At 42.9% G+C, this 26932-nt stretch carries 24 protein-coding genes; 19 read left to right on the plus strand and 5 right to left on the minus strand.

What is annotated here, in order from left to right:
- Positions 1-85: 85 nt before the first annotated feature.
- The 14 genes from gspC (at position 86) to cysQ (ending at position 13504) form a co-directional block, all read left to right on the plus strand.
- Complete coding sequence (gene gspC, locus ACN0T8_RS05155; RefSeq protein WP_417879591.1) at positions 86-982, plus strand: type II secretion system protein GspC; 897 nt, start codon at positions 86-88, stop codon at positions 980-982.
- A gap of 117 nt (positions 983-1099) precedes the next feature.
- On the plus strand, positions 1100-3112 hold the full coding sequence (gene gspD / locus ACN0T8_RS05160; RefSeq protein ID WP_417879713.1) for a type II secretion system secretin GspD: 2013 nt from the start codon (positions 1100-1102) through the stop codon (positions 3110-3112).
- A gap of 35 nt (positions 3113-3147) precedes the next feature.
- Complete coding sequence (gene gspE / locus ACN0T8_RS05165) at positions 3148-4638, plus strand: type II secretion system ATPase GspE (RefSeq protein ID WP_417879714.1); 1491 nt, start codon at positions 3148-3150, stop codon at positions 4636-4638.
- 3 nt (positions 4639-4641) lie between these two features.
- On the plus strand, positions 4642-5862 hold the full coding sequence (gene gspF, locus ACN0T8_RS05170; RefSeq protein ID WP_417879592.1) for a type II secretion system inner membrane protein GspF: 1221 nt from the start codon (positions 4642-4644) through the stop codon (positions 5860-5862).
- A 154-nt stretch (positions 5863-6016) separates the two neighbouring features.
- Positions 6017-6478: a type II secretion system major pseudopilin GspG gene (gene gspG, locus ACN0T8_RS05175; protein WP_027698025.1), complete on the plus strand. Its 462-nt coding sequence runs from the start codon at positions 6017-6019 to the stop codon at positions 6476-6478.
- Positions 6479-6728: 250 nt separating this feature from the next.
- Positions 6729-7316: a type II secretion system minor pseudopilin GspH gene (gene gspH / locus ACN0T8_RS05180; protein WP_417879593.1), complete on the plus strand. Its 588-nt coding sequence runs from the start codon at positions 6729-6731 to the stop codon at positions 7314-7316.
- Positions 7306-7668 carry a type II secretion system minor pseudopilin GspI gene (gene gspI, locus ACN0T8_RS05185; protein WP_417879594.1) on the plus strand — a complete coding sequence of 121 codons (363 nt, stop codon included), beginning with the start codon at positions 7306-7308 and terminating at the stop codon, positions 7666-7668. Before gspH ends, gspI begins: the two co-directional genes overlap by 11 nt.
- A complete protein-coding gene (gene gspJ / locus ACN0T8_RS05190) occupies positions 7655-8332 on the plus strand; it encodes a type II secretion system minor pseudopilin GspJ (protein ID WP_417879595.1) in 678 nt (225 codons plus the stop codon). Before gspI ends, gspJ begins: the two co-directional genes overlap by 14 nt.
- Positions 8332-9405, plus strand: coding sequence for a type II secretion system minor pseudopilin GspK (gspK, locus tag ACN0T8_RS05195; protein WP_417879596.1), 1074 nt, complete (start codon positions 8332-8334; stop codon positions 9403-9405). The genes gspJ and gspK overlap by 1 nt, the downstream gene beginning before the upstream one ends.
- Positions 9371-10759, plus strand: a complete 1389-nt coding sequence (gspL, locus tag ACN0T8_RS05200; protein WP_417879597.1) for a type II secretion system protein GspL — start codon at positions 9371-9373, stop codon at positions 10757-10759. Before gspK ends, gspL begins: the two co-directional genes overlap by 35 nt.
- Positions 10756-11265, plus strand: a complete 510-nt coding sequence (locus ACN0T8_RS05205) for a type II secretion system protein M (protein WP_417879598.1) — start codon at positions 10756-10758, stop codon at positions 11263-11265. Before gspL ends, ACN0T8_RS05205 begins: the two co-directional genes overlap by 4 nt.
- A gap of 45 nt (positions 11266-11310) precedes the next feature.
- Positions 11311-12060 (plus strand): type II secretion system protein N, encoded by a 750-nt coding sequence (locus ACN0T8_RS05210; RefSeq protein ID WP_417879715.1) that lies wholly within the window; start codon positions 11311-11313, stop codon positions 12058-12060.
- Positions 12061-12095: 35 nt separating this feature from the next.
- The gene (gene nudE, locus ACN0T8_RS05215; protein WP_417879599.1) at positions 12096-12674 is read left to right on the plus strand and encodes an ADP compounds hydrolase NudE; all 579 of its coding nucleotides are present in this window, start codon (positions 12096-12098) and stop codon (positions 12672-12674) included.
- Between the two features lie 2 nt (positions 12675-12676).
- Entirely contained in the window at positions 12677-13504 is an 828-nt protein-coding gene (gene cysQ, locus ACN0T8_RS05220) for a 3'(2'),5'-bisphosphate nucleotidase CysQ (protein ID WP_417879600.1), read from the plus strand.
- A 133-nt stretch (positions 13505-13637) separates the two neighbouring features.
- On the opposite strand, the gene nfuA is transcribed toward cysQ, so the two are convergent.
- Positions 13638-14225 carry a Fe-S biogenesis protein NfuA gene (gene nfuA / locus ACN0T8_RS05225; protein ID WP_417879601.1) on the minus strand — a complete coding sequence of 196 codons (588 nt, stop codon included), beginning with the start codon at positions 14223-14225 and terminating at the stop codon, positions 13638-13640.
- A gap of 249 nt (positions 14226-14474) precedes the next feature.
- The gene (locus tag ACN0T8_RS05230) at positions 14475-15194 is read right to left on the minus strand and encodes a ComF family protein (protein ID WP_417879602.1); all 720 of its coding nucleotides are present in this window, start codon (positions 15192-15194) and stop codon (positions 14475-14477) included.
- 100 nt (positions 15195-15294) lie between these two features.
- Between ACN0T8_RS05230 and bioH the strand changes: the two genes are divergently transcribed.
- Complete coding sequence (gene bioH, locus ACN0T8_RS05235; RefSeq protein ID WP_417879603.1) at positions 15295-16059, plus strand: pimeloyl-ACP methyl ester esterase BioH; 765 nt, start codon at positions 15295-15297, stop codon at positions 16057-16059.
- A 164-nt stretch (positions 16060-16223) separates the two neighbouring features.
- On the opposite strand, the gene ACN0T8_RS05240 is transcribed toward bioH, so the two are convergent.
- Positions 16224-16991 (minus strand): DeoR/GlpR family transcriptional regulator, encoded by a 768-nt coding sequence (locus ACN0T8_RS05240; protein WP_417879604.1) that lies wholly within the window; start codon positions 16989-16991, stop codon positions 16224-16226.
- A gap of 115 nt (positions 16992-17106) precedes the next feature.
- Positions 17107-18666: a glycerol-3-phosphate dehydrogenase gene (gene glpD, locus ACN0T8_RS05245; protein WP_417879605.1), complete on the minus strand. Its 1560-nt coding sequence runs from the start codon at positions 18664-18666 to the stop codon at positions 17107-17109.
- Positions 18667-19053: 387 nt separating this feature from the next.
- Here glpD and ACN0T8_RS05250 point away from each other — a divergent pair, with 387 nt between their 5' ends.
- From ACN0T8_RS05250 to glpQ, 4 genes are all read left to right on the plus strand, one after another.
- Entirely contained in the window at positions 19054-19902 is an 849-nt protein-coding gene (locus ACN0T8_RS05250) for an MIP/aquaporin family protein (protein WP_417879606.1), read from the plus strand.
- Between the two features lie 38 nt (positions 19903-19940).
- Positions 19941-21440, plus strand: a complete 1500-nt coding sequence (gene glpK / locus ACN0T8_RS05255) for a glycerol kinase GlpK (protein WP_417879607.1) — start codon at positions 19941-19943, stop codon at positions 21438-21440.
- A 247-nt stretch (positions 21441-21687) separates the two neighbouring features.
- Positions 21688-23049: a glycerol-3-phosphate transporter gene (gene glpT / locus ACN0T8_RS05260; protein WP_417879608.1), complete on the plus strand. Its 1362-nt coding sequence runs from the start codon at positions 21688-21690 to the stop codon at positions 23047-23049.
- Positions 23050-23191: 142 nt separating this feature from the next.
- Positions 23192-24304, plus strand: a complete 1113-nt coding sequence (gene glpQ, locus ACN0T8_RS05265; RefSeq protein ID WP_417879609.1) for a glycerophosphodiester phosphodiesterase — start codon at positions 23192-23194, stop codon at positions 24302-24304.
- Between the two features lie 279 nt (positions 24305-24583).
- On the opposite strand, the gene ACN0T8_RS05270 is transcribed toward glpQ, so the two are convergent.
- Positions 24584-26917, minus strand: a complete 2334-nt coding sequence (locus ACN0T8_RS05270; protein ID WP_417879610.1) for a Tex family protein — start codon at positions 26915-26917, stop codon at positions 24584-24586.
- Between the last annotated feature and the right edge of the window lie 15 nt (positions 26918-26932).

Raw genomic sequence — 26932 nt, forward strand, 5'->3', positions numbered from 1 at the left:
TAATTTGGTTTAATCTCTTTAAACCGTTAAGGTTAGGCTTCGAAAAATAAATAAGAATGGAATCGAATTTAAGGTGTCATCTCTAATGGTGTCAAAAGAGAATATCCAACAACAATGGACACAATTGGCGAATCGTTGGTTACAAAATCAATCTCAGCTAAGTTTTGTTATCACTATGCTATTAACGGCTCTGATCGCTTGGGTGGTCGGCATCTTATTATGGGCGCTATTATTCCCGACCTCTGGTATTGCTCGTTGGTCGGCACCGAATGTGATTGCCTCTCAAACTTCTTCAAACAGTCAAACTGATACGTTATCCCCACTCTTAAGTGCTAATTTATTTGGTTTATACACTCAAACACCAACTCAAAAACAACAAGTCGCCCAAGATGCACCTCAAACACGTTTGAGTTTAACACTAGTGGGAGCCGTTGCCAGTAGCAACGATAAATTAAGCCTCGCAATTATTGCTAATCAAGGTAAGCAGGCGACTTACGGCATTGGTGAAACCATAGATGGTACGCGAGTCACACTGACCGCGGTGTATGTCGACCGAGTAATTATTAGCAACCAAGGGCGTGATGAAACCTTGATGCTGCAAGGTGTTGATTATAGTAAATCGCCTCAATCAGTTACACGTAATCCTGTTGAGAATCAAGCTACGACGGATGATGTGGCAGATTTAGATACAATTCGCAAAGAGATTTCCGAAGATCCACAAAAAATATTTCAATATATTCGTCTTTCACAAGTGATGGATGAAGGGCAATTAAAAGGTTACCGAGTTCGTCCCGGTAAAGATCGCGCTTTATTTGAACAAGTTGGTTTACAAGATGGTGATATTGCCACTGCATTAAACGGACAAGATCTCACTGACCCATCGAAAATGGCAACATTATGGAAAACGGCATTAGAGTCTATGGAATGGAACCTAACCGTGGAAAGAGATGGTCAGACTCATGATATTTATATTCAATTTTAAAATGGATTCTCAATTCGTACCGAGCTTTAATTCAGGAACGAAGAGTATAGCAACGTCACCTCAGGTGAGCAGGAGCATGGTGTGAAAAAGTGGTTGAGCAAAGTCTCGCTAATTGTAATGACAAGTTTGGTCTCGGTATCTGCTATTGCAGAAGATTTTAGTGCTAGTTTTAAAGGTACTGATATTCAAGAGTTTATCAATATTGTCGGGCGTAATTTACAAAAGACGATTATTGTCGACCCATCGGTGCGCGGCAAAATTGATGTGCGTAGTTACGATGTTCTTAACCAAGAACAATATTACAAGTTCTTCCTTAATGTATTGGAAGTTTATGGTTACGCTGTGGTGGAAATGGACAATGGCATTTTAAAAGTAATTAAAGATAAAGATGCCAAAACCGCGGCAGTGCCTGTGGTGGGAAATGATTCGAGTATTTCTGGCGATCAAGTGATCACTCGTGTTGTTCCTGTGAAAAATGTTTCAGTTAGAGAGCTTTCACCTATTTTACGTCAGCTAAATGATAATGCTGGAGCTGGTAATGTTGTGCACTACGATCCATCAAATATCATTCTTTTAACGGGTCGAGCGTCGGTAGTAAACCGCTTGGCGGAAATTATTAAACGTGTCGATCAAGCCGGCGATAAAGAAGTCGAAGTGGTTGAGTTAAAAAATGCCTCAGCTACCGAAATGGTGCGAATTGTTGATTCTCTAAGCAAAAGCGCCGATGCCAAAAATACCCCTGAATTACTACAACCTAAGTTAGTCGCTGATGAGCGCACTAACTCAATTCTGATTTCTGGTGACCCGAAAGTTCGTCAACGTTTGAAAAAACTGATTAGCCAACTTGATGTTGAAATGGCTACCAAAGGCAATAACCGAGTGGTGTATTTACGTTATGCTAAAGCTGAAGATTTGGTGGATGTATTAACTGGGGTATCGGAAAACCTACAAGCAGAAAAAGATTCTCAATCAGGCGCTAGCAGCACCAATAAAACCAAAGTCATGATTACGGCTGATAAAGGCACTAACGCTTTAGTGTTAACCGCACCGCCAGATATTATGAAAGCACTTCAAGAGGTGATTAGTCAGTTAGATATTCGCCGCGCGCAAGTATTGATTGAAGCTTTGATTGTTGAGCTTGCCGAAGGTGAGGGGATCGATCTCGGTGTGCAATATGGCAACCTAGAAACTGGCAGCATGGTGCAGTACTCCAACGCGAATGCCCGAATTGGAGAGGTGGCTGTTGGTATTGAAGAAGCTAAAGACACGTCTAGTACAACAGCTGTATATGATACTGACGGTAATTTCCTTCGAAATGAAACCACAACTGAATCTGGTGACTATTCAACATTAGCAGCAGCATTAAGTGGTGTGAATGGTGCGGCGCTGAGTATTGTAAAAGGTGATTGGACGGCACTAATTAGTGCGGTGGCAACCAGCAGTAATTCTAATATTCTGTCTTCTCCAAGTATTACCGTGTTAGATAACAGCGAAGCTTCGTTTATTGTCGGTGAAGAAGTGCCGGTCGTGACGGGCTCTACCGCCAGCTCAGATAACTCAAACCCATTCCAAACCGTGGATCGTAAAGAAGTGGGTATCAAACTTAAAGTGACACCTCAAATTAACGAAGGTGACTCAATTCAAATGCAAATCGAGCAAGAAGTTTCCAATGTACTTGGTGCCAATGGTGCCGTGGATGTACGTTTTGCTAAGCGTCAAATTAACACGTCTGTGATGGTGCAAGATGGTCAAATGATTGTGCTCGGCGGTTTGATTGATGAACGCGCGCAAGAGAGTGTCTCGAAAGTACCGCTATTGGGTGATATTCCTTATTTAGGTGCATTATTCTCTTATACCAACACCACCAAAGAGAAAAAGAACTTAATGGTGTTTATTAAGCCGACTATTATTCGCGATGGTATGTCGATCGATGGTCTGTCGCGTCGTAAATACAATTACATTCGCGCTGAGCAGTTATATAAAGCGCAAAAAGGCTTAAAACTGCTTCCGAATGCAGAAACGCCAGTATTGCCTAAGCTTGGTCAAGGTGAGCGTCAACCTGCTGAAATTCAAGCTTTCCTTGAACAATTAAATCACAGTGAAAGTGCTCAGGTTGAGGGTAATCAATAATGGTCGATTCAGCACAAGATATGGCACCAGAATCCATGGATGAGCAAGACTTTCGTCCTAAGTTTCGTCTGCCTTTTGCTTATGCTAAACGTCATCAAGTGGTGTTGGATTATAACGAGCAACAACAAAGTGTCCTGTACTATTGCGGATCGCTTACTCCACAAGTGTTGCTTGAAATACGTCGCGCGTCTGGGCAATCCTTTAAGCCACAAAAACTGACGGTTAATGAATTTGAGAATAAGCTGACTGATGCTTATCAACGCGATTCATCAGAAGCACGTCAGTTGATGGAAGATATTGGCGCGGATGATGACTTCTTTTCATTAGCCGAAGAACTGCCAGAAAACGAAGACTTATTAGAATCAGAAGATGATGCGCCGATCATTAAATTGATCAACGCCATGTTAGGCGAAGCGATCAAAGAAGGCGCTTCAGATATTCATATTGAAACCTTCGAGAAAGTCTTATCGATCCGCTTTCGAGTCGATGGTGTGCTGCGTGAAGTATTATCGCCAAGCCGTAAACTCGCGCCGATTTTGGTGTCTCGCGTCAAGGTGATGTCTAAGCTCGATATCGCTGAAAAACGTGTCCCGCAAGATGGCCGGATTTCATTACGTATCGGTGGTCGTGCAGTGGATGTGCGTGTATCGACCATGCCGTCTTCCCATGGTGAACGAGTCGTAATGCGTTTATTAGATAAAAACGCCACGCGCTTAGATTTACATAGTCTAGGTATGACGCCTAAAAACCACGAAGCATTTCGTCATTTAATTGCAAGACCGCACGGTATTATTTTGGTGACTGGTCCTACAGGTTCGGGTAAATCAACGACCTTGTATGCAGGTTTGCAAGAGCTTAACAGCAGTGAACGTAATATTTTAACTGTGGAAGATCCGATTGAATTTGATATTGATGGAATCGGTCAAACTCAAGTAAACCCAAAAGTGGATATGACCTTTGCTCGTGGTTTGCGTGCGATTTTGCGTCAAGATCCAGATGTGGTTATGGTTGGGGAAATTCGTGATTTAGAAACGGCACAAATCGCAGTACAAGCCTCATTAACCGGTCACCTAGTAATGTCGACCTTGCACACCAATACCGCAATTGGTGCGATCACTCGTTTGCGTGATATGGGGATTGAACCTTTCTTAATTTCTTCTTCATTATTGGGGGTATTGGCGCAGCGTCTAGTACGAACTTTATGCTCTAGCTGTAAGCAACCTTATCAAGCCGATACTCAACAAAAGCAATTGTTTGGCGTGAGCACCGATGATTCATTAGAGCTTTATAAACCACAAGGTTGTGAGCACTGTAACCACAAAGGTTATCGTGGTCGTACTGGTATCCATGAACTATTGCTAATTGATGATGAAACCCAAGAATTGATCCATTCGGAAGCCGGCGAGCAGGTCATTGAGAAAGCGATTCGAGCTAAAACGCCAAGTATTCGTGATGATGGCTTGGCTAAAGTTCGCCGTGGCGTGACTACTTTAGAAGAAGTGTTACGTGTGACCAAGGAAGTGTAACCCATGGCGGCGTTTGAATATAAAGCACTCGATGCAAAAGGTAAGCAAAAGAAAGGCGTATTGGAAGGCGATAATGCCCGCCAAGTGCGTCAGCGCCTTAAAGAAAAAGGCTTAATACCCACCGAAGTGGTGGAAACCAAAGCCAAATCACAACGAACTAAATCGAGTGGTTTTAGCTTCCAGCGCGGTATCAGTACCAATGAATTAGCCTTAGTCACGCGTCAATTATCTACCCTAGTACAAGCTGGCATGCCGCTAGAAGAATGTATTCGCGCGGTAGCCGATCAATCTGAAAAGCCACATATTCGAAATATGCTAGTCAGTATTCGCTCGCGAGTAGTCGAAGGTTATACCTTATCGGACAGCATGGCGGAATACCCGGCAGTCTTTGATGATCTATTTTGCGCCATGGTGGCAGCAGGTGAAAAGTCTGGTCATTTGGATGCGATTCTCGATCGTCTAGCTGACTACGCTGAAAACCGCCAAAAGATGCGCTCTAAGCTACAGCAAGCTCTTATCTACCCAACTATGCTGACGCTAATTGCCATCAGCGTAGTGGCATTCTTACTTGCCGCAGTCGTACCGAAAATTGTCGATCAATTTGTGCAAATGGGGCAAGGCTTGCCGATGTCGACCGAGTTTTTATTGGTCGCCAGTAATTTTGTGCAACATTGGGGATTGTTGGTGCTTGGGCTGATTGTACTGTTGATATTTGCTTTAAAGGTAGCATTGAATAAACCCGACTTTCGCATGAAGTGGGATAAACGAGTCTTAGCACTGCCAGTGATAGGCAAAGTGGCTAAAGGGCTGAATACCTCGCGTTTTGCTCGAACCTTAGCGATTTGTTCATCCAGCGCCATTCCGCTATTAGATGGGATGCGAGTGGCAGCCGATGTAATGAGCAACCAATATTTTAAAGCACAGATTTTAGATGCCGCCGATAAAGTTCGAGAAGGGACCAGTTTGCGTAAATCGCTTGAACATACCCGCTTATTCCCACCGATGATGCTTCATATGATCGCCAGTGGTGAACAAAGTGGTGAGCTTGAACCTATGTTAATTCGCGCCGCCGACAACCAAGACCGAGATTTTGAATCTTTGGTTAATATGGCATTAGGTATTTTCGAACCATTATTGATTGTAGCAATGGCCGGTATTGTGCTGTTTATCGTTACCGCAACTTTAATGCCGATATTGGAATTGAATAATTTAGTGACGCAGTAAAAGAACGTTGCTAGGTCGCTTCGCTTATTCGGGCCAATGAATGCTTTTGCTTTTGCTTTCATCTTTTTCGAGCCACGAGCAGCGTAGCGCCCGAGAAACGAGATACGAAACACAAGATACCAAAAATAAAATTGATATTTTTTTAGGAGTCACAATGAGTAAAAAATTAAACTTATCGACTAAAAAACAATCCGGATTTACTTTGCTGGAAGTCATGGTTGTAGTCGTTATTTTGGGGATTCTAGCTAGCTTCGTTGTCCCGAACTTATTGGGTAACAAAGAAAAAGCTGATCAACAAAAAGCGGTGACGGATATTGTGGCGCTAGAAAATGCACTGGATATGTACAAGCTAGATAACAGTGTTTACCCAACCACAGACCAAGGTTTGGATGCATTAGTGAGTAAACCAACTGGAAGTCCTGAGCCACGTAACTATCGTGACGGCGGCTATATTAAGCGTCTTCCTAGTGATCCATGGGGTGGCGACTACCAATATTTAAGCCCAGGCGACCACGGCACAGTTGATATCTTTACTCTAGGTTCAGATGGTCAAGAAGGCGGTGATGACGGTTCACAGAAAGATATTGGTAACTGGAATATTCAAGATTTTCAGTAACAGAGAGAGTCGAGGTACGAGGACGCTTCGCTCGGGAGCCGACAATATTGTTGCTCGTACCTCGAGCGTTTTACTTCTCGTTGCTTGAAAATGAAAAAAGCCGTCATCCTGAAAAGCGACGTAGGAGCGCAGTTCAGGATCTCCTACAACATTTGGTTTATCAACTGCTGTAGGAGATTCCGTATCTTCTTCGCTTAGGCTCATGTACGGAATGACAACTAAAAACCCGCAACAAAACCTAAGGAACACAATGCAGCGTCAGCGTGGTTTTACTTTACTCGAAGTACTGTTAGTGGTGGTGTTAATGTCACTCAGTGCGTTAGCGGTGGTGCAAACCTTGCCGCAGAGTAATGACGATCAAGCGAAGGACGAAGTTTCCCGTTTTTTCCAACGACTGCAATTGCTCAGTGATGATGCGATCCTCAATGGTCAAGATTACGGTTTACGTTTCGATGAGAAAAAGTCGATTTATACCTATATGCAATTAACCGAAGGCGGTTGGCAGAAGGTACAAAACAGCAAGTATTTTACCGAAACCACATTGCCAGAAGACTTAACCTTTAGTTTTGAGTTAGGTAGTGAAGCGTGGGGCGATAGCGATAGCCTTTTTGAACAAGAAGATTTCTATGAAGATCGCTTTGAAGATTCGGATGCTAAGCCTAAGCCACCACAAGTGTACGTATTATCCAGTGGTGATGTGACGCCATTTTTATTAACTTTTACCTCAGAGCCCAATCAAAAACCTGAGCAAACTTGGCGGGTGAAAGTGACCGAAGCTGGCGTCATTCAACTTTTGGCTCCGGGGATGAGCCGTGATGGAGTCGATGATGAATCGTAAGCAGGTTCGAGGCATGACTTTATTGGAAGTCTTGATTGCGTTGGCAATATTTGCCACTGCTGCAATTAGCGTGATTCGCGCGGTGACTCAACACATCAACACTCTGAGCTATTTAGAAGAAAAAACCTTTGCCAGTATGGTGGTGGATAACCAATTGGCAATGGTGCATTTGTCTGAGTCGTTTACGGCGACTAAAAAGGGGGAAGAAAAGCTTGCTGGACAAACATGGTACTGGACGGCAACCCCCGTTAAAACAGGATTAGATTTAATTAAAGCGGTGGATGTGAGTGTGTCTTTAGATCCGCAGCGAAAAAGTACTCTGATGACGGTGAGGACTTATGTTCAGCCGTAAGAAAGGTCTAAGCCATAGAGCGTTCCGTAAGGGCTTTACCTTGATAGAGGTGATGGTCGCCATCATGGTATTTGCCAGTTTGAGCATTGCCGCTTATCAAGTGGTGAATCAGGTTCAACGTAGCAATCAACTGTCGGTGGAGAAAACCGGTCGTCTGCAAGAGATGCAACGAGCGATGATTATTATGGACAGTGACTTTCGCCAAATGGTTGCTCGTTCATTTAAGGGGCGCGCTAATGCCCATGGCAGTCGTTTATTGTATGTCGATCAATATTTATTGGATTCCCAATCACAAGGGATACTGTTTACCCGACTAGGTTGGCAAAACCCTCAGCACGCTTTTCCACGAGGGGAAGTGGTTAAGGTTGGCTATCGAGTCGTCGACAATCAATTAGAGCGAGTATGGTGGCGTTATCCTGATACGCCAGAAGGACAAGAGCCATTACATAAATCGCTATTATCCGATGTTGAAGCATTACGTTTTCGGTTTTACGACAGCGAGAACAATAGATGGCAAGAAACTTGGCAAGTGGAAGATAAACTGCCACAAGCGGTGGAAGTGACTCTGGAATTAAAAGATTACGCCAAGATCCGACGGGTGTATTTAACCGCGCCAGGTCAGGCAGCATCACTCAATAGTTCGGATGAGGAGATCTCGCAATAATGTTGGTTTCTTCTCGTAATGTATCTAGCCGAGCTTCGTATAGCCGTGGCTCACTTGGCGGCGTTAAGCGTCAACAAGGTGTGGCGCTTATATTTGTGCTATTGCTGGTGGCGGTGCTAGTGGCTATTGCCGCGACGATGACAGAAAGAATGTCGACTCAGTTTTATCGCGCCAGTAATTTATTAAATCACCAACAAGCTTACTGGTACAGTATGGGGGTGGAAGCATTGGCTCAAGTTGCTATCGAAGAAAGTTATAAAGACAATGACGATAATATTAATTTAAGCCAAGCGTGGGCGATTGAAGGCACTCAATATCCACTAGAAAATGGTGATGCAGTCGGTAGCATTATCGATAAACAAGCTTGTTTTAATGTTAATGCACTGGCGGCATTACCGGCAACAAATACGCCCGAGCGCCCCTATTTATTAAAAGCTTTGGCTTATATGCTGCAAGAGGAAGGCGTTGATAACTATCAAGCGGAAGTGATTGCCGATTCGATTAAAGAGTATGTTGATAGTGATGATCAAGTGAGCACTCAAAGTGGGGTAGAAAGTGCTACCTATGAAGGGTTTCAACCTAGCTATGACGCACCAGATGGCTTAATTGCCGATAGCAGTGAATTGAGAGCGGTGAATCAAGTGACGGTTCCGGCAATGATGATTTTAAATCAAGTGGCTTGCGCGCTACCGAGTACCGATTTGTATATTAATGTGAATACCTTAAAGCCTCAGCAAGCCTTGTTGTTGGCTGGAATGTTTCAACCGTCATTGAGCTTAAGTGACGCGCAGCAACTAATTGAAAATCGACCGCATGACGGTTGGCAAGATGTGGAAACCTTTTTAAATGAACCGCAAATGACTCGAGTACCCGCCAATATTACCAGTAAAGCGAGCCCATTTTTAGCGGTGACTAGCCAGTATTTTGAGTTAGATGCACAAATTAAAGTAGAAGATTCAAGGGTTAGGCTGCGTAGTCTAATCTACAGTTCAGATAAAAAAACGACACAAGTGATACGTCGTCGTTTCGGAGGGATCAGTGAACGAGTTTCTGACAATCAAACTGAGCAGTAATCCAACTGATCCAATGCCTTGGTTAGTTTGGTCACCAAGCTTACAAGAAGTGATTGCCTCAGGTGAATTATCGAATCGAGAGCAATTAGGTGAATTAGTTGATTACAGCGTTCAACGTAGTGTGATCGCGCTGTTGCCAAGCAGTGATGTGTTAATTACCCCGATTCAAATTCCATCGGGTGCAGGGCGTCAATTACACTCAATGTTGCCATTCTTAATGGAAGATGAGCTGACGCAAGATATTGAGCGCATGCACTTTAGCGTGATCAAAAAGCAAGGCGATCAGGCGATTGTTGCCACGGTTGAGCAGCAATATTTATCTGATTGGGTCGATGAGTTTAAATCGCATGGCATTGAGCTAAAAAAAGTGCTGCCAGATTGCTTAGCTTTGCCATTAAAAGATAATTACATCAGTGCGATGCACATCAATCACCAGTGGCTAATGCGCAAAAGTGATGTGAAAGGTGCGGCGGTTGATGATGATTGGCTCGATGTGTTTTTAGCGTCAGGCTGGCTCGATCCCGATGGTGATGCGTTAAGTTTTGAAAGCTTGCTGCAAGATAATGAACAGTCTGAGGATGAAGTACAAGATAGCGATGCTGCCGACAGTGCGGTGTTATCGAGTAAAGAAATTGTCGCTGAAGCACAGTCGAGTGTTGATGCTTTAGAACATGTTCATGCTACTGGTGAGCACTTCACGATTTATAGCTATAGCGAACTGCCTGAACAACATGCTGATTTACCAGGCCGCTGGATTTCTGCGCCGAAAGAGATGGCAATGCTAACCTTTGCGCAAGGGGCTATTGAATCAAAAACTAACTTATTAACTGGGCCGTTTAAAGCGCAATCATCGTGGTTTAAGCATTTACGAGTGTGGCGTAAGGTGGCGATTGCCGCGAGTATTCTATTGGTATTACTACTAGTACAACAAACAGTGCAAGTTCAACAAATAGAAGCGCAAACTCAAGCTTATCGAGCGGAGAGTGAACGGATATTTCGTAGCGTATTTCCTGAACGACAACGCATTCCAACCGTCAGCTATTTAAAGCGTTTAATGCAAGATGAAGAAAATGTTTTATCGGGCTCTGGAGGCGGTGGTGTTTCTATGCTGGGTTGGATGGCTAAGTTGACACCAGCATTACAGACCGTTAAATCAGTCACGGTGCAAAGCGTACAATTTGATGGCACTCGCCAAGAAATTCGTTTAAATGCACAAAGTGATGATTTTCAATCTTTTGAGCGCTTGAGAGTAGAGTTGACCAAACAGTTTGATGTTAGCCAAGGCCAGTTAAATAAAAATGGTGATCTAGTGCAAGGGAGCTATGTGATCAAAAAGAAAGGGAGTGGCTCATGAATGATAAATTAACCGCTCTTATGGCCCCAGTACTTCGCTGGTGGCACAGTATTTCTACTAGGGAACAACGACTCGTATTAATCTGCGGTGGATTATTTGCAGCAGGCTTTTTGTATTGGGGGATCTTACAACCACTAAGCGCCCGTACAGAACAAGCGCAAATGCGTTTAAATAATGAAAAACAATTGTTGGGTTGGGTGACTCAATCTGCCGATCATATTGTCACATTACGTGCGCAAACTGGTACTAAAGGTGTACAGCGTAGTCAACCGTTAAACCAGGTAGTGTCATCGACCGCCACTCGTTTTAATATCGAGTTGATCCGTATGCAACCGCGTGATGATATGTTGCAAGTATGGATTCAACCGGTGCCATTTAATACCTTAATTAATTGGTTAGCTCAGTTGCGCGATCAATATGGTCTGCAAGTGTTATTCTTAGACATTAACCGTTCAGATAAAGCCGGTATGGTTGAAGTTAACCGCTTACAGTTTCAGCGTGGTTAGCCATTTTAGCGATACGTTTGTGAAAGGATTAGATTTGTGAAAAGTATGAAATGGTATCTGCTGGTTTTTGTATTGATGCTGATTGCAAGTTTAGTGGCACATATTCCTGCGTCTTGGGTGTATAGTCAATTGCCCGCTCAACGTGGCGTAGAAGTGACCGGAATTAGTGGCACAATTTGGCAGGGACAAGTTCAGCAACTGGAAGTAAACCGCCAGTCATACGGTAGTCTTTCTTGGGATTTTCAAGCCAGTAAACTATTGACGGCTAAATTAGAATACCAAGTACGTTTCGGTCGTGGCAGCAGCATGAAGCTAGATGGAAAAGCTTTTGTTGGGGTTGGTTTTTCTGGTGTGTATGCTAATAATGTTTTAGCGTCATTGCCGATACAGCAAGTACTGGCTTATGTACCAACCCAAGTACCGGTTGAGTTAAAAGGTCGTTTAGAGCTATCACTCGCTTCATTAAAATATGCGCAACCATGGTGCGAAGAAGCCACAGGTAGTCTTGCTTGGACGGGCAGTAACATTATCTCACCGATTGGTCAATTAACACCCGGCCCGGTGATTGCAGACATTACTTGTCAGGCGCAAAATATTGAAGTGTTAGGTAAGCAGAATAATTCGCAAGTGATGAGTGAATTTAAAGTAAGCTTAAATGATCAAGCTCGTTATGAGTCGCTGGCATGGTTTAAGCCGGGGGCTGAATTCCCATCATCAATGGCAGAGCAACTAAAATGGTTAGGCGAACCGAATGCACAAGGCCGCTATCAATTTAGCTTTGCCGGAAAATTATAGCCGTTAACCCAATCGAGTGGTAAAGGAGAGACGAAGTGACCAAGCATAAAAAGCCAGAGATCTTATCAAGTTCAGTGGTGGCGCAATCTCGCTTATTTGCCATTGAATCCTTAGAGCTTCGTTTCTCAAATGGTGAAGAGCGTACCTACGAACGTATGAAGCCAAGTAACCGCGGTGGGGTAATGACAGTACCGGTTACTGAGCAAGGTGATTTATTGTTGATTCGTGAATATGCTGCCGGAACAAATCGTTATGAGCTAGGCTTTCCTAAAGGCTTAATTGATCCGGGAGAAACGCCAGAGCAAGCCGCCAATCGTGAATTAAAAGAAGAAATAGGCATGGGCGCGGATAAGTTTGTGCCACTTAAACAAGTCGTTTTAGCACCATCCTATTTTTCTAGCCAAATGACGTTATTTCTCGCCACCGGTTTATACCCAGAACGTCTACAAGGTGATGAGCCGGAAGAGTTAGAGGTGATCCGTTGGCCGCTGCAACAAGCGGAAGAGCTGCTGACTCACATGGATTTTTGCGAAGCTCGCAGTATCACGGCTTTAATGCTGGCACTACGAATACTCTCAAGTGATACAAATAGTGATAAAAATAAGGAAGGCTAATCATGGCGGCAACGCAAAGCGATCTCTCTCATCTTATTCCTCAAGTGATCAGCATTGCTCGTGAAGCCGGTCAGCAAATTTTAGAAATTTATCAAAATAAAGACTATCAAGAATTTACTAAAGCCGATGACACGCCAGTCACGACTGCGGATTTAGCTGCCCATAAAATCATTATGCAACAGTTGGCTGAGCTGACGCCAAACATCCCGATTCTTTCAGAAGAAGATGCCGATATTAGCCTCAAAAAGCGTTCAAAATGGGATCGTTATTGGTTAGTTGACCCGCTTGATGGTACTCAAGAGTTTATAGCTCGAAGTGGCGATTTTGCGACCGTGATTGCGTTGATTGAAAATAATCAGCCAGTGATGGGCGTAGTGTATGCCCCCGTTTCAGGTGTGACTTATTTTGCTTATCAAGGTAAAGGCGCATGGAAGATCCCTGAAATGGATGACAGCTTACGTATTCATACCTTAAAGCATGAACAACCCGATCAACCGATAGCCATTGCGATCAGCCGTCGTCAAAACATAAACCGTATTACAGAAAAGCTCTCCCCAGCGCGTAACTATGAATTAGTGCCATTAGGATCCGCCGCATTAAAAGCATGCTTGGTGGCAGAAGGATCCGTAGATTGTTATATCCGCTTAGGGCCAACCGGCGAGTGGGATACCGCAGCAACCCAATGTATTGTTGAAGAGGCGGGAGGAAGAATTCTCAGTACTCGCTTAGAGCCATTGTCATACAATGAGCGAGATACTTTAGAAAACCCGAATTTTATTGTGTTGGGGGATGAGAGTATTGGTTGGGATGAGATATTGAAGCAAGGATAAAAACAAAGACGTGGCTCGTTTATCGGGCACTTCGTTGCTCGTGTCTCGGAAAAGATAAAAGCTTAGTTGCGAGATCCGAGAGCGCTTTGCTTCGAGTTACGAGAAGCAAAGCGCCCTAGAAACGATATTCGTCTTACATATACGAATGATCACCCGCTTGGTGTTCTGTTGAATCTCGTACTGCGGTTAATTCACCTGCGAATTGATCGACCAATTGTTTCTCGATGCCTTCTTTTAACGTGACATCTACCATTGAGCAACCGTTACAACCGCCACCAAATTGAACCAGAGCCACACCATCATCCGAAATACTGATTAGGCTAACATGGCCACCGTGGCTTGCTAGTTGTGGGTTAACTTGAGTTTGAATGGCATATTCAACCCGAGCCATTAGAGGGGCGTCGTCATCCAGTTTACGCATTTTAGCGTTTGGCGCTTTTAGTGTTAACTGTGAACCCATTTTATCGGTGACAAAGTCAATCTCGGCTTCTTCTAAAAATGGTAGGCTCAATTCATCAACGTAAGCATTAAAGCCTTTGAATTCAAAAATAGTATCTGATGCTTCAACCGATTCAGGTGGACAATAAGATACGCCACACTCTGCGCTAGGTGTACCTGGGTTCACGACAAAAACTCGAATATGAGTTTCATTCGTTTGTTGTTCCAGTAGTTTTGCAAAATGCTCTTGAGCACTTTCTGTGATAGTAATTGTATCTGACACGACTAATACCTGACTATTTTAGTGGGCTTTTGGGGTATTTTACTCCTCTTGCCGTATGGATCAAACCAATTTACTGATAATTTCAACAAACTTGATCTATACCCTCGTACTTGGAGCAGCAACTTTGTTGACAGCATTCATTCGCCTCCTTATCTCTTTATTAAAGAAGATCATAGGCAGGCTGTGCTCATAAGGTTTTATTCACTTGTCGCCTCACTGAAACTACAACTACTTTGGGTATAAGCTTACTTAGTTTGGTGTGGGGGTACGAGATAAACAATATATATCAATTCGCTTCACGCCTGCTTTTCTCAGTAATATACATAAAGGCGCTAAAGTACTACCAGTGGTGACTACATCATCAACCAGTGCCACATGTTGATTGATACGTGTATTTTTCAGTTGAAAAGCACGTTTGGTATTACGTTGACGTTCAATTTTCGTCAGCCCTTTTTGTTGTGGTGTCGCTTTAACTCGGCGAAATACACCATGGTTTACTTGGCAATCGAACTGATTTTTTTGCCAGTGGCTGGCGAGCTGTTGCGCGATTTCAGCGCTTTGATTAAAACCGCGTGACCACTGCCTGCGCCAATGTAATGGTACGGGAATTAATTCATGACAAGGTTCAGTGATAATAGGCGCAAGTAACAAGGCAAGATCGCTGGCTAACCAGAATTGACGACGATATTTTAACTTTTGAATGTAACCTTTTAATGGCGCTTGATAGTCATTAATACAATATAAGCGATCCCATTTGGGCGGTTGCACCAAGCATTGACCACATTGTTCTATCCGAGTAACGGTTTTCAGGCCGCAACGTTGACAGCGAGGAGTGGTATCGATAAAACGTTCAACACAATGTTGGCACCACAGGTTATGTAATGGATGTGCATCTTGTGGTGTGATGGTTAAGCGACATAAATGACATTGACGAGGTAAGTTACGTTTTAGGCGTTCGAGTAATTTCATTGGCGTCATTTTATTTAAGTTAAAAATGAAAAAGTGAATCAATGATGTCATCATCAACCAGAATAATATTGATTAGGTATGAAATTAGTAGGAAAAGGCAATGACACAACTGCATTGGCAATCACAAGGTGAAGGACAAGATATCGTTCTTATTCACGGATGGGGAATGAATGGCGCGGTATGGCAACAAACTATAGATGCGTTATCGGTACAATTTCGCGTGCATAGCGTTGATTTACCCGGTTATGGACTAAGTCATCAAGCAAGCGCTGACGATCTTGATGATATTTGTTGCCAAGTATTAGCCCAAGCGCCGGAAACCGCAGTCTATCTTGGGTGGTCTCTTGGTGGTTTAGTCGCAACCAATATTGCAGTAAAGCATCCTGAACGAGTCGATAAGTTGATCACGCTAGCCAGTTCACCCAAGTTTGCTGCCGAAAAAGGTTGGCGCGGCATTATGCCGAAAGTGCTGACTGATTTTACCGAACAACTGACCAATAACTTTAAACTTACCATTGAAGGCTTTATGACCTTGCAAGCCTTGGGTAGTCCATCGGCAAGACAAGACGTCAAAGCGATTAAAAAGCAGGTATTTTCACGTCCAATGCCCAACCCTGAAGCACTGGCCATTGGGTTAAATATTTTGGCAACTGTCGATTTACGCCCCGCACTTTCGGATATTCAAGCGCCAATGTTGCGTTTGTATGGTCGCCTAGATGGACTAGTACCAAAGAAAGTCGCGGACTTAGTGAGTGAATACGCACCGAATAGTGATTGTTATATTTTTCAGTCGTCGTCTCATGCGCCATTTATGACCGAACATGATTTGTTTTGTGAGAAGGTGGTGGAGTTTGTTTGTGAATAGAGCATAAAAGAGTGTCGTTGCTCGTGGCTAGGGCGCTTCGCTTCTCGTAGCTTGAAAAAGAAACGTCAAGAGGGCACCCGAGCAACGAGTAGCGCAGCGGCCGAGAAACGAGATTCGAATGCTTTTCCTAGAAACTAGGGACTAGAAACCAGCAACCTCAAATGTTATCCCCTTAAAACCTCAATCTTAATATCTAAATCTTTAATCAAAGTGATAATTTCTTTTGGTGGATTTTGGTTGGTGACGATCAAATCGACATCTTCAATTTTTCCTAAATTCACCATCGCGTTACGGCCGAATTTAGAATGGTCGATTGGTAGGAATACCGCGCGACTATTTTCGATAATCGCACGTTTTACCCGCACTTCATGATAGTCAAAATCGAGTAGTGATCCATCAAAGTCGACACCACTAATGCCTAAAATGCCGAAATCTAAACGAAATTGAGAAATAAAATCCAGAGTGGCTTCACCTGTTACGCCACCATCTTTATTGCGTACTTCACCACCAGCTAAGATGACTTTGAAGTCTGGATTGCTCATTAAAATAATTGCCGCATTAATGTTATTAGTTACGATTCGTAAGTGCTGGTGGCTTTCAAGTAAAGCTTTCGCGATGGCTTCTGGCGTGGTGCCAATATCAATAAATAGAGTTGAGCCATCAGGAATGTGTTTGACTAGAGCGCGAGCGATGTCATTTTTTTCATTTTGATTCATTACTTTACGGTCACTATAAGGCGAGTTTTCCGCGCTATTGGCCATGGTCGCGCCACCATGATTGCGTCGAATTTTGTTGGTATCCGCTAATTCATTCAGATCGCGGCGAATAGTTTGAGGACTAACATCAAACATTTCTACTAAATCATCGGTACTGACATAGCCTTGCGCTTTGACTAGTTCGATGATTTTTTGATGCCTTTCACTCGCTTTCACGCTGCTTTTCCTTTAATTCTTGTCATTAATATATAAAAACTAGTTTACGTGATTCGCGTAATGAAAGGCAATTTATCCGATCGCATACACTCAAGTAATGTTCAAAATGTTATAACTATCCCATCTTTTGTGCGCAATCGAGCTTTTTGTCATCTGTTTCATGAGACGTACGTTGTTGAGTTTTTTGTTCAATATAGTCATTGACTAACGCTTGCTCAACTTGAGATAACACTACACCCAATTTAGTTCGACGCCATAAAATATCTTCAGCGGTATAGGCATATTCATGCTCAAGTAAATAATCAATTTCATATTGATAAACCCCTTGGCCAAAGTGTTGCCCCATTTCCGATTCCGAAGTAATACCTTTCAGCATTTCTCGAGCCTGAACACCATATTGATGGCAGTAGCGGCGTAAAGTTTTATCCTTCATCCAAGGGCATTGCTGACGCAGTTTCATGGTAAGCAAGTTCTCATCATAACCTTGACCGCCTGGTAATACTGATTCTGCTGTCCAACTATTGCCCATTTGTGGGAAGAAAGGAGACAGTTGCTTCATCGCTGACTCTGCCAGTTTACGATAAGTGGTTAACTTACCGCCAAAAATTGACAGTAGTGGCGCTTCTTCACCTTCTTGTTCAAGAGACAAGGTGTAGTCGCGAGTAATGGCTTGCGGTGAATCCGATTCATCATCACATAATGGACGAACACCGCTGTATGTAGAAACCACATCATCTGGCGATATTTGATGAATAAAGTGTTTATTGACCACTTCGATTAGGTAGTTAATTTCTTGTTCATCAATCGCTACTTGGCGTGGATCACCTTTATATTCGACATCGGTAGTGCCAATCAATGAATAGTCTTCAAGATAAGGAATGACAAACACAATGCGCTGATCATCGTTTTGTAGAATGTAGGCTTGTTCCTCATTGTGGATTTTCGGTACGATAATGTGTGAACCTTTGATCAAGCGAATACCGTAAGGTGATTGAGCATCCATATTATCGGTGATGAAGCTACGAACCCAAGGTCCTGTGGCATTCACTAACGCGTGAGATTGGCGTGTAAAGCGGGTGTTAGTTCGTTTGTCCAATAAGGTAACATGCCACAAGTCGCCTACTCGCTCGGCTTTTTCGACATGGCAATAGTTCTTAATTTCTGCGCCATGTTGCTCAGCTTGTTGAATATTGAGTAGCACTAAACGCGCATCATCGACCCAGCAATCTGAATATTCAAAGCCTTTGACCATTTCTTCTTTTAAAACATTGGTCGAGCGAAAATCAACACCATGGCTGCCTTTTAACGTTGTACGCTTGCCTAGATGATCATAGAGAAATAGACCCGCTCTAATCATCCAAGCCGGGCGTAAAAATGGGCGATGTGGCAAACGGAAACGCATCGGCTTGGCAATATGAGGCGCTTTTTTCAGTAATACTTCACGTTCTGCGAGTGACTCAGATACCAAACGAAACTCATAATGCTCTAGGTAGCGTAAGCCGCCATGGATTAATTTCGAACTGGCTGATGACGTAGCAGAAGCAAAGTCACTCGACTCATAAAGACCAACTTTTAAGTTTCTACCTGCCGCATCGGCAGCGATTCCTGCGCCGTTGATCCCACCACCGACAACAATGATATCTAACACTGTATTTACATTTTCTGGCTTGTTCATCTTAACCTCTGTTCGAATTTAGCGATTAAATGTTCGTTCGAGCATTTTTGTTTAATCTACCGAAAATAAAATTTCTGTCCAGAGCTATTTTTAAATTTTTTGTAGTAAGTTTAGGTGAATTTTGTTTTATCTAGTTGTATTTTATAGATTTTATATGATTTTCTCTTATTGATTTATTTGTTTTTTATTATTTTTCATCGATATGTTACTGATTTTAATTATTGATTTTTGAAATTTACTTCCATTCGTTTGTGTTCGAATAATTAAAAGTATGAGCGTACGCACATTTATGGTGATTGTTTGTTTACATAAATGAAACATATTGTAGGTTTAGCAACGAATTCTTCCAATAACTAGCTTTACTAAAAATAAGAATGGGTCGTCAGTATGTCTACAAATAATAAAAAACAATTGCTCGGGGAATGTTTGTCGGAATTTATCGGTACTGGCCTACTGATATTTTTCGGAGTCGGGTGTGTTGCTGCTTTAGTGTTAACTGGGGCAAGCTTTGGCCAATGGGAAATTAGTATTATTTGGGGGATAGGGGTTGCGATAGCGATTTACTGCACAGGTGGTGTGTCTGGTGCACATATTAATCCGGCGGTGACAATCGCGCTCGCTTTATTCCACGGTTTTGATAAGCGTAAAGTGGTGCCTTATATTGGGTCACAATTACTAGGTGCATTCAGTGCTGCAGCATTAGTGTATGGCTTATATGGCAATTTATTTATCAATTATGAACTGACACACAATATGGTGCGTGGTTCACAAGAGAGTTTGGCGTTGGCGGGTATCTTTTCGACTTATCCCAATCCTTTACTTAGTTTTAGTGGCGCTTTTGCTGTGGAGTTTGTCATCACTGCCGTATTAATGTTCGCAATTCTTGCTTTAGTTGATGATCGCAATGGTGCTCCTAATGGTGCGATGACTCCGTTATTAATCGGTCTATTGATTGCGGTAATAGGCGGTTCTTTGGGACCATTGACTGGTTTTGCAATGAACCCTGCACGTGATTTTGGGCCGAAGTTTTTCGCTTATTTAGCCGGATGGGGCGATATGGCGTTAACCGGTGGTAAAGATATTCCGTACTTTATTGTACCAATTCTTGCACCGATTTTTGGGGCTTCATTTGGTGGTTGGTTGTATCCAAAAGTAATCGGTTTTTACCTGAATAATGATCCACAAGAGGTTAATGTTCCCGCAGAACAATCACCTCAAGTACCAAAGAATATTTAATTATCACAATAATAAAACGAATAAAGTAGGGAAATAACATGGAAAAGAAATACATCGTCGCTTTAGATCAAGGCACTACAAGCTCTCGCGCTGTCGTACTCGACCGTGATGCTAATATCGTTTGTAGTGCGCAACGTGAATTTACTCAAATTTATCCTCAAGCTGGTTGGGTAGAGCACGATCCTTTAGAGATTTGGGCATCGCAAAGTTCAACTCTAGTTGAAGCATTAGCCAAAGGTGGTTTGCATTCTGATGAAATCGCCGGGCTTGGTATCACTAACCAACGTGAAACCACGATTGTATGGAATCGTAAAACAGGTAAACCAGTTTACAATGCAATTGTGTGGCAATGCCGCCGCACTGCGAGTATTTGTGAAGAGCTAAAAAAAGCCGGTCTTGAAGAGTACATTCTAGAAAATACAGGCCTAGTAGTTGACCCATATTTCTCTGGAACCAAAGTAAAATGGATTCTTGATAATGTAGAAGGTGCTCGTCAGCAAGCTGAAAATGGTGAACTTGCTTTCGGTACCGTTGATTCATGGCTGATTTGGAATATGACTCAAGGTCGTACTCACGTGACCGACCCAACGAACGCTAGTCGTACAATGTTATTTAACATTAATACACTTGAATGGGATGATAAGCTGCTTGATGCGATGGGCATTCCTAAATCCATGATGCCAGAAGTGAAGTCTTCTTCAGAAGTTTACGCGCAAACTAATATTGGTGGTAAAGGCGGTACCCGTATTCCAATCGCAGGGATTGCAGGCGATCAGCAAGCGGCATTATTTGGTCAGATGTGTGTTGAAGCAGGTCAAGCCAAAAACACCTACGGTACAGGTTGCTTCTTATTAATGAATACCGGTGAGAAAAAAGTGACCTCACAAAATGGGCTTCTGACTACGCTGGCATGTGGCCCTAAAGGTGAAGTGAGTTACGCATTGGAAGGCGCAGTCTTTATGGGAGGAGCTTCAATTCAATGGTTGCGTGATGAATTACGTTTAATTACTGATGCTGCGGATACCGAATACTTCGCCACGAAAGTAGAAACCTCTAACGGTGCTTATGTAGTACCAGCATTTACTGGACTAGGTGCGCCACACTGGGACCCGTATGCACGTGGCGCAATTGTTGGCTTAACTCGCGGGGTGAATCGTAATCACATTATCCGAGCGACTTTAGAAAGTATTGCTTACCAATCATTAGATGTGATTTCAGCGATGCAGGCTGATTCAGGCATTCAGTTGGATTTCCTTAAAGTTGATGGCGGCGCAGTTGCTAATAACTTCCTAATGCAGTTCCAATCGGATGTGTTAAATACTGAGGTGCAACGCCCAGTGGTCACCGAAGTGACGGCATTAGGTGCGGCCTACCTTGCTGGTCTTGCCGTTGGATTTTGGGGAAGTATTGATGAGTTAAAACACAAATCTGTGCTCGATCGTTCATTCCAACCATGTGCTGATGATGGCAAACGTCAACGCCGTCATGATGGCTGGAAGCGCGCGGTTGAATGTGCGAAAGGTTGGGTGCAGGAGTAAATTAATATTCATGTTGGAAAATAAACGTCAAGCATGAAAATAATAATATTTTTATGCTTACGTTTTAATTAATTTTGATCTGACTTTTTAAAACCTGATCATGATTAGTTTGTGTGAATTTTATTTTTATATTGATTGAATGGTTTTTATTGCTTGTATTTCAATATGAATACTTTGCTGATCTTTTAATTTATCCAGTGATATAAAAATACGTTATGAAATAAAATCAATAATAACAGGGGTCATTATGTTTCATATATTTAAGCCTCAAGCGCATATAGAACGCTTGAGCGAAGGTGAAGTTAGTACTACTTATACTCGTTTACGCTGGCAACTTTTTTTGGGCATCTTTTTTGGCTATGCGGGATATTACTTAGTACGTAAAAATTTTAGTTTGGCAATGCCATACTTGATTGAAGAAGGGTTTACTCGTGGGCAATTAGGCGTAGCACTTTCTGCGGTATCTATTGCTTATGGTTTATCTAAATTTTTAATGGGGAGTGTATCGGATCGCTCTAACCCTAGGTATTTCCTATCGGTTGGTCTGGTCATGTCATCATTGATTATGCTGTGTTTTGGTTTTATGCCATGGGCAACAGGTAGTGTTACTGCCATGTTCATTTTGTTGTTCTTAAATGGCTGGTTCCAAGGTATGGGGTGGCCAGGTTGTGGTCGAACTATGGTGCACTGGTGGTCTAAAAAAGAACGAGGGGAGATCGTTTCTGTTTGGAATGTCGCGCATAATGTGGGCGGAGGTCTAATTGGTCCATTGTTTTTAGTTGGTTTATGGGCATTTAATGATGATTGGCGTTCGGCTTTTTATGTGCCAGCCTTTGCAGCAATTTTAGTTGCTTTCTTTATTTGGTTAACTGTGCGCGATACACCTCAATCATGTGGTCTTCCTCCTATTGAAGAATATAAAGATGATTATCCAGAGGATTACAGTCAAGAATATGAAAAAGAGCTTTCAGCCAAAGAAATTTTCTTTCAATTCGTATTTAATAACCCTGTACTTTGGATTATTGCTGTTGCTAACGCCTTCGTTTATTTAATTCGTTATGGTGTGCTTGACTGGGCTCCTGTTTATCTTGGTGAAGTAAAGCACTTTACGGTTGATAAATCTTCTTGGGCTTATTTCCTTTATGAGTGGGCTGGTATTCCAGGAACCTTATTGTGCGGTTGGATTTCCGATAAGTTATTTAAAGGTAAACGCGCACCCGCCGGTATCTTATTTATGGTACTTGTTACTATCGCGGTGCTTGTGTATTGGTTTAACCCACCAGGTCAACCTACCATCGATATGCTGGCCTTGATCACTATTGGTTTCTTAATCTATGGTCCGGTCATGTTGATTGGTTTATACGCGCTGGAACTTGTGCCTAAAAAAGCGGCAGGTACGGCAGCTGGTTTGACGGGGTTATTTGGTTACTTGGGTGGTGCAGTTGCAGCGAACGCGATTCTCGGTTATACCGTCGATCACTTCGGTTGGGATGGCGGCTTCATGGTATTAACCGCAGCCTGTGTGATTTCTATACTTTGCTTCATCGTGGCGCATTTTGGTGAAGGTAAATACCGTGGTGAAAATAGCCTTAAATTCAAAGTAAGTTAATCACATTGATTAATGTATCATCAAAAATTCACTGTGCTTTATTTAAGGGGTCACTTTAAAAGAGCACAGTGTTTTTTGTTCGTATTTGAATAACTATGTGCAAGATAAATACAATTAACAGATTCGCCTTAAGGAGCAATAAATGTTGTCAATTCATTTTTTATTGAAAAAAAAGTTAATGAAAAAAAGAACCTGCTTATTGGGTTTAGCGGTGATTTCGAATATTGGTTTAGTAAATGTTAGTTGGGCTAAAGATCCGGCTCAAATCGTGATTGCACACCGTGGTGCTTCTGGATATTTACCTGAACATACTTTACCGGCAAAAGCGTTAGCCTATGGAATGAAACCTGATTATATCGAGCAAGATGTAGTAATGACTAAAGATGACCAACTGGTTGTTTTACATGACCATTATTTGGATCGTGTGACTAATGTGGCAACAATTTTTCCAAACCGTGCTCGAAAAGATGGGCGTTATTATGCCATTGATTTCACTTTGGCGGAAATTAAACAGTTAAAAGTAACCGAAGGTTTTGTGTTGGATAATTCTGGTCACCCTAAAGCCACATTCCAAGAGCGCTTTCCTATTTGGCAATCTAACTTTTCTGTTCCCACCTTTGCCGAAGAAATTGAAATGATTCAAGGTTTAAATAAAACTTTAGGCTATAACGTGGGGCTGTATCCTGAGATTAAAGCGCCTGCTTTTCATCGCCATGAAGGGAAGGATATCAGCAAGGCGGTGCTGGTTATGTTGAAACACTATGGGTACACCAGTAAAAACGATAAGGTTTATTTGCAATCCTTTGATCCAATTGAGCTTAAACGTATTGATAAAGAGTTGATGCCAAAAATGAATATGGATCTTAAATTGGTTCAGTTAATGGCTTATACCAACTGGAATACAACCATGGTATATCAAGGTGACAAATCAACCCCTTATAGCTATGACTGGATGTTTAAAGCCGATGGAATGCAAAAAGTCGCGAAATATGCCGATGGTATCGGACCATGGAAACCGATGGTGATTGATGAAAAATCAACGCCTTCTAATATCATGGTAATGCCTCTGGTGGAACGGGCTAAAACAGCTGGGTTGAAAATTCACCCTTATACTTTCCGAGCAGATGAAGGCCGTATTCCGAGTTATGCGAAAGATTTCAATGATATGTTGGATATTTTTTACAACAAAGCTAAGGTCGACGGTGTGTTTACTGATTTTCCAGATAAAGCAGTGACATTTTTGCATCGTAAATAATAGTTGCAAGTTAGACCCTGGAATATTGATATTCAGTGCATCATAGCTAACAGATTATTAACTATTTGTAGGAAATGGTGTTTTTGGTTTTTCGAGCCACGAGCAGCAACGCGCCAGAAGCACGAGTTATGAGCATGCTTTCTCATAACTCGGGCGCAGCGTTCAGGTAAAACGCAACAAAAAGTCATGAGTACCTAGTTTCGGGTTGTGTGCAAAAGCAACAACGATCGAGAAATCGCTCTTCTTCGAAACTAGGAACTTGAATTCGCTACCTCTTTTCTACTTTTTCGCTTTAGCAAATGCTGCTGCAAACGCACCGCCCATTGCTGCATTAGCCGGTTCTGCTTGGCGTTGGTTTTGTTGGCGCGGAGCCTGACGACGATCATTATTCGGCTTAGCACTACGTTGTGAGTTTTGCTCGCCCGGCTGATCGTTTAAACGCATGGTGAGTGCAATACGTTTACGCTGAATATCCACTTCCATGACTTTAACTTTCACGATATCACCCGCTTTCACTACTTCACGTGGGTCTGCCACATAGCGATCGGTCAAAGCAGAAATATGTACTAATCCATCCTGGTGAACGCCGATATCAACAAAGGCACCAAAGTTAGCCACATTCGATACCACACCTTCCAAAATCATGCCGATTTCCAGATCTTTAACTTCATTCACCCCTTCAGCAAAGGTTGCGGTTTTAAACTCAGGACGAGGATCTCGACCCGGCTTATCTAGTTCTTTGATGATGTCGGTAACGGTCGGTAGACCAAACGTATCATCGGTATAATCTGTCGCACGTAGATTACGTAAGAAATCGCTATCGCCCAATAATGCTTTGGTCGCTTTACCGGTTTGCTCAGCAATTTTCTTGACGACAGGGTAGGCTTCTGGGTGAACCGATGAAGCATCCAGTGGGTTTTTACCGTTCATAATACGTAAGAAACCCGCACACTGTTCAAAGGCTTTTGGCCCTAAACGAGGCACTTTTTTCAGCGCGGTACGTGAATCAAAACGGCCTTGCTCATTACGATAATCAACAATGTTTTGCGCCATCGTCGTCGATAAACCGGCCACGCGAGTCAGCAGTGCAGCAGACGCCATATTGACATCTACCCCAACCGCATTCACACAGTCTTCTACTACCGCATCAAGGCGTTTGGCGAGCATTGACTGGCTGACATCGTGTTGATATTGACCAACCCCAATCGATTTAGGATCAATCTTCACTAATTCTGCCAATGGATCTTGCAAGCGACGAGCAATAGACACGGCACCACGTAGGGATACATCCATATCGGGGAATTCTTTGGCGGCTAATTCAGAGGCAGAATACACTGATGCACCGGCTTCGCTGACCATGATTTTTTGCACTTTTAAGTTGTGATGCTTGATGATGTCGGCAACCAAAGTATCGGTTTCACGTGAAGCAGTACCATTACCAATCGCAATCAAATCGACATTGTGCGCTTTCACTAATTTCAAAATCGTACTAGTCGATGCTTCGATTTTATTATGCGGCTGATGTGGATAAATAGTTTCCGTTGCCAGTACTTTACCAGTGGCATCGACCACTGCGATTTTTGAGCCAGTACGTAAACCTGGATCTAAACCTAGAGTCGCGCGAGGGCCAGCGGGAGCTGCCATCAATAAATCTTTTAGGTTGGTAGCAAACACTTCAATCGCTTCGATTTCAGAGCGTTCTTTCATTGCGCCCATCAATTCGGTTTCAAGGTGCATTGAAATCTTAATCCGCCACGCCCAACTGATTACTTGTTTGCGCCAGTTATCGGCAGGGGCCATCTCACTAGCAATAGGGCTGAAGTGAATGCGGTAGTGTTCAGCAATAATGGTTTCACAATACGAACCACGTACGCTTTCTTCTTGCGCCGGGTCAGCATTAAGGCTTAATTGTAAGAAGCCTTCATTACGGCCACGTAACATGGCGAGGGCGCGGTGTGACGGTACTCGGCTGATCAGTTCATTATGTTCAAAGTAGTCTTTAAACTTCTCGCCTTCTTGCTCTTTGCCAGTGATCACACGAGATTGCAGCTCGGCATTTTTTTGCAAGTAAGTACGCACTTTGTCTAGAAGGTCAGCATCTTCCGCCATGCGTTCCATTAAAATTGCGCGCGCACCATCCAGTGCTGTTTTGGTATCGGCAATGGAATCTTTAACGTACTTAGCCGCTTCTACTTCAGGATCGAGTTGCGGGTTTTGCCATAGCGCATCGGCTAGAGGTTCAAGGCCTGCTTCAATAGCGATTTGGCCTTTAGTACGACGCTTTGGTTTGTAAGGGAGATAGAGATCTTCTAAGCGGGTTTTGCTATCGGTCGTTAAGATTTCTTTTTCAAGCTCAGGCGTTAGCTTATCTTGATCACGAATCGATTTTAGAATGGTTTGGCGGCGGTCATCCAGTTCACGTAAATAGTTTAAACGGCTATCTAAATTACGTAGTTGAGTATCGTCTAAGCCGCCAGTGACTTCTTTACGATAACGCGCGATAAAAGGTACAGTGTTGCCATCGTCGATTAAGGTGACCGTGGCAAGAACTTGTTCAACGCGAACATTTAATTCTTGAGCGATGATCTGACAGATTTGGTTCTGTTGGCTCATGGTGTCTCTCTTTAT

Origin of the sequence: Vibrio sp. (genome assembly GCF_048266485.1) — a bacterium.
Lineage (GTDB): Bacteria > Pseudomonadota > Gammaproteobacteria > Enterobacterales > Vibrionaceae > Vibrio.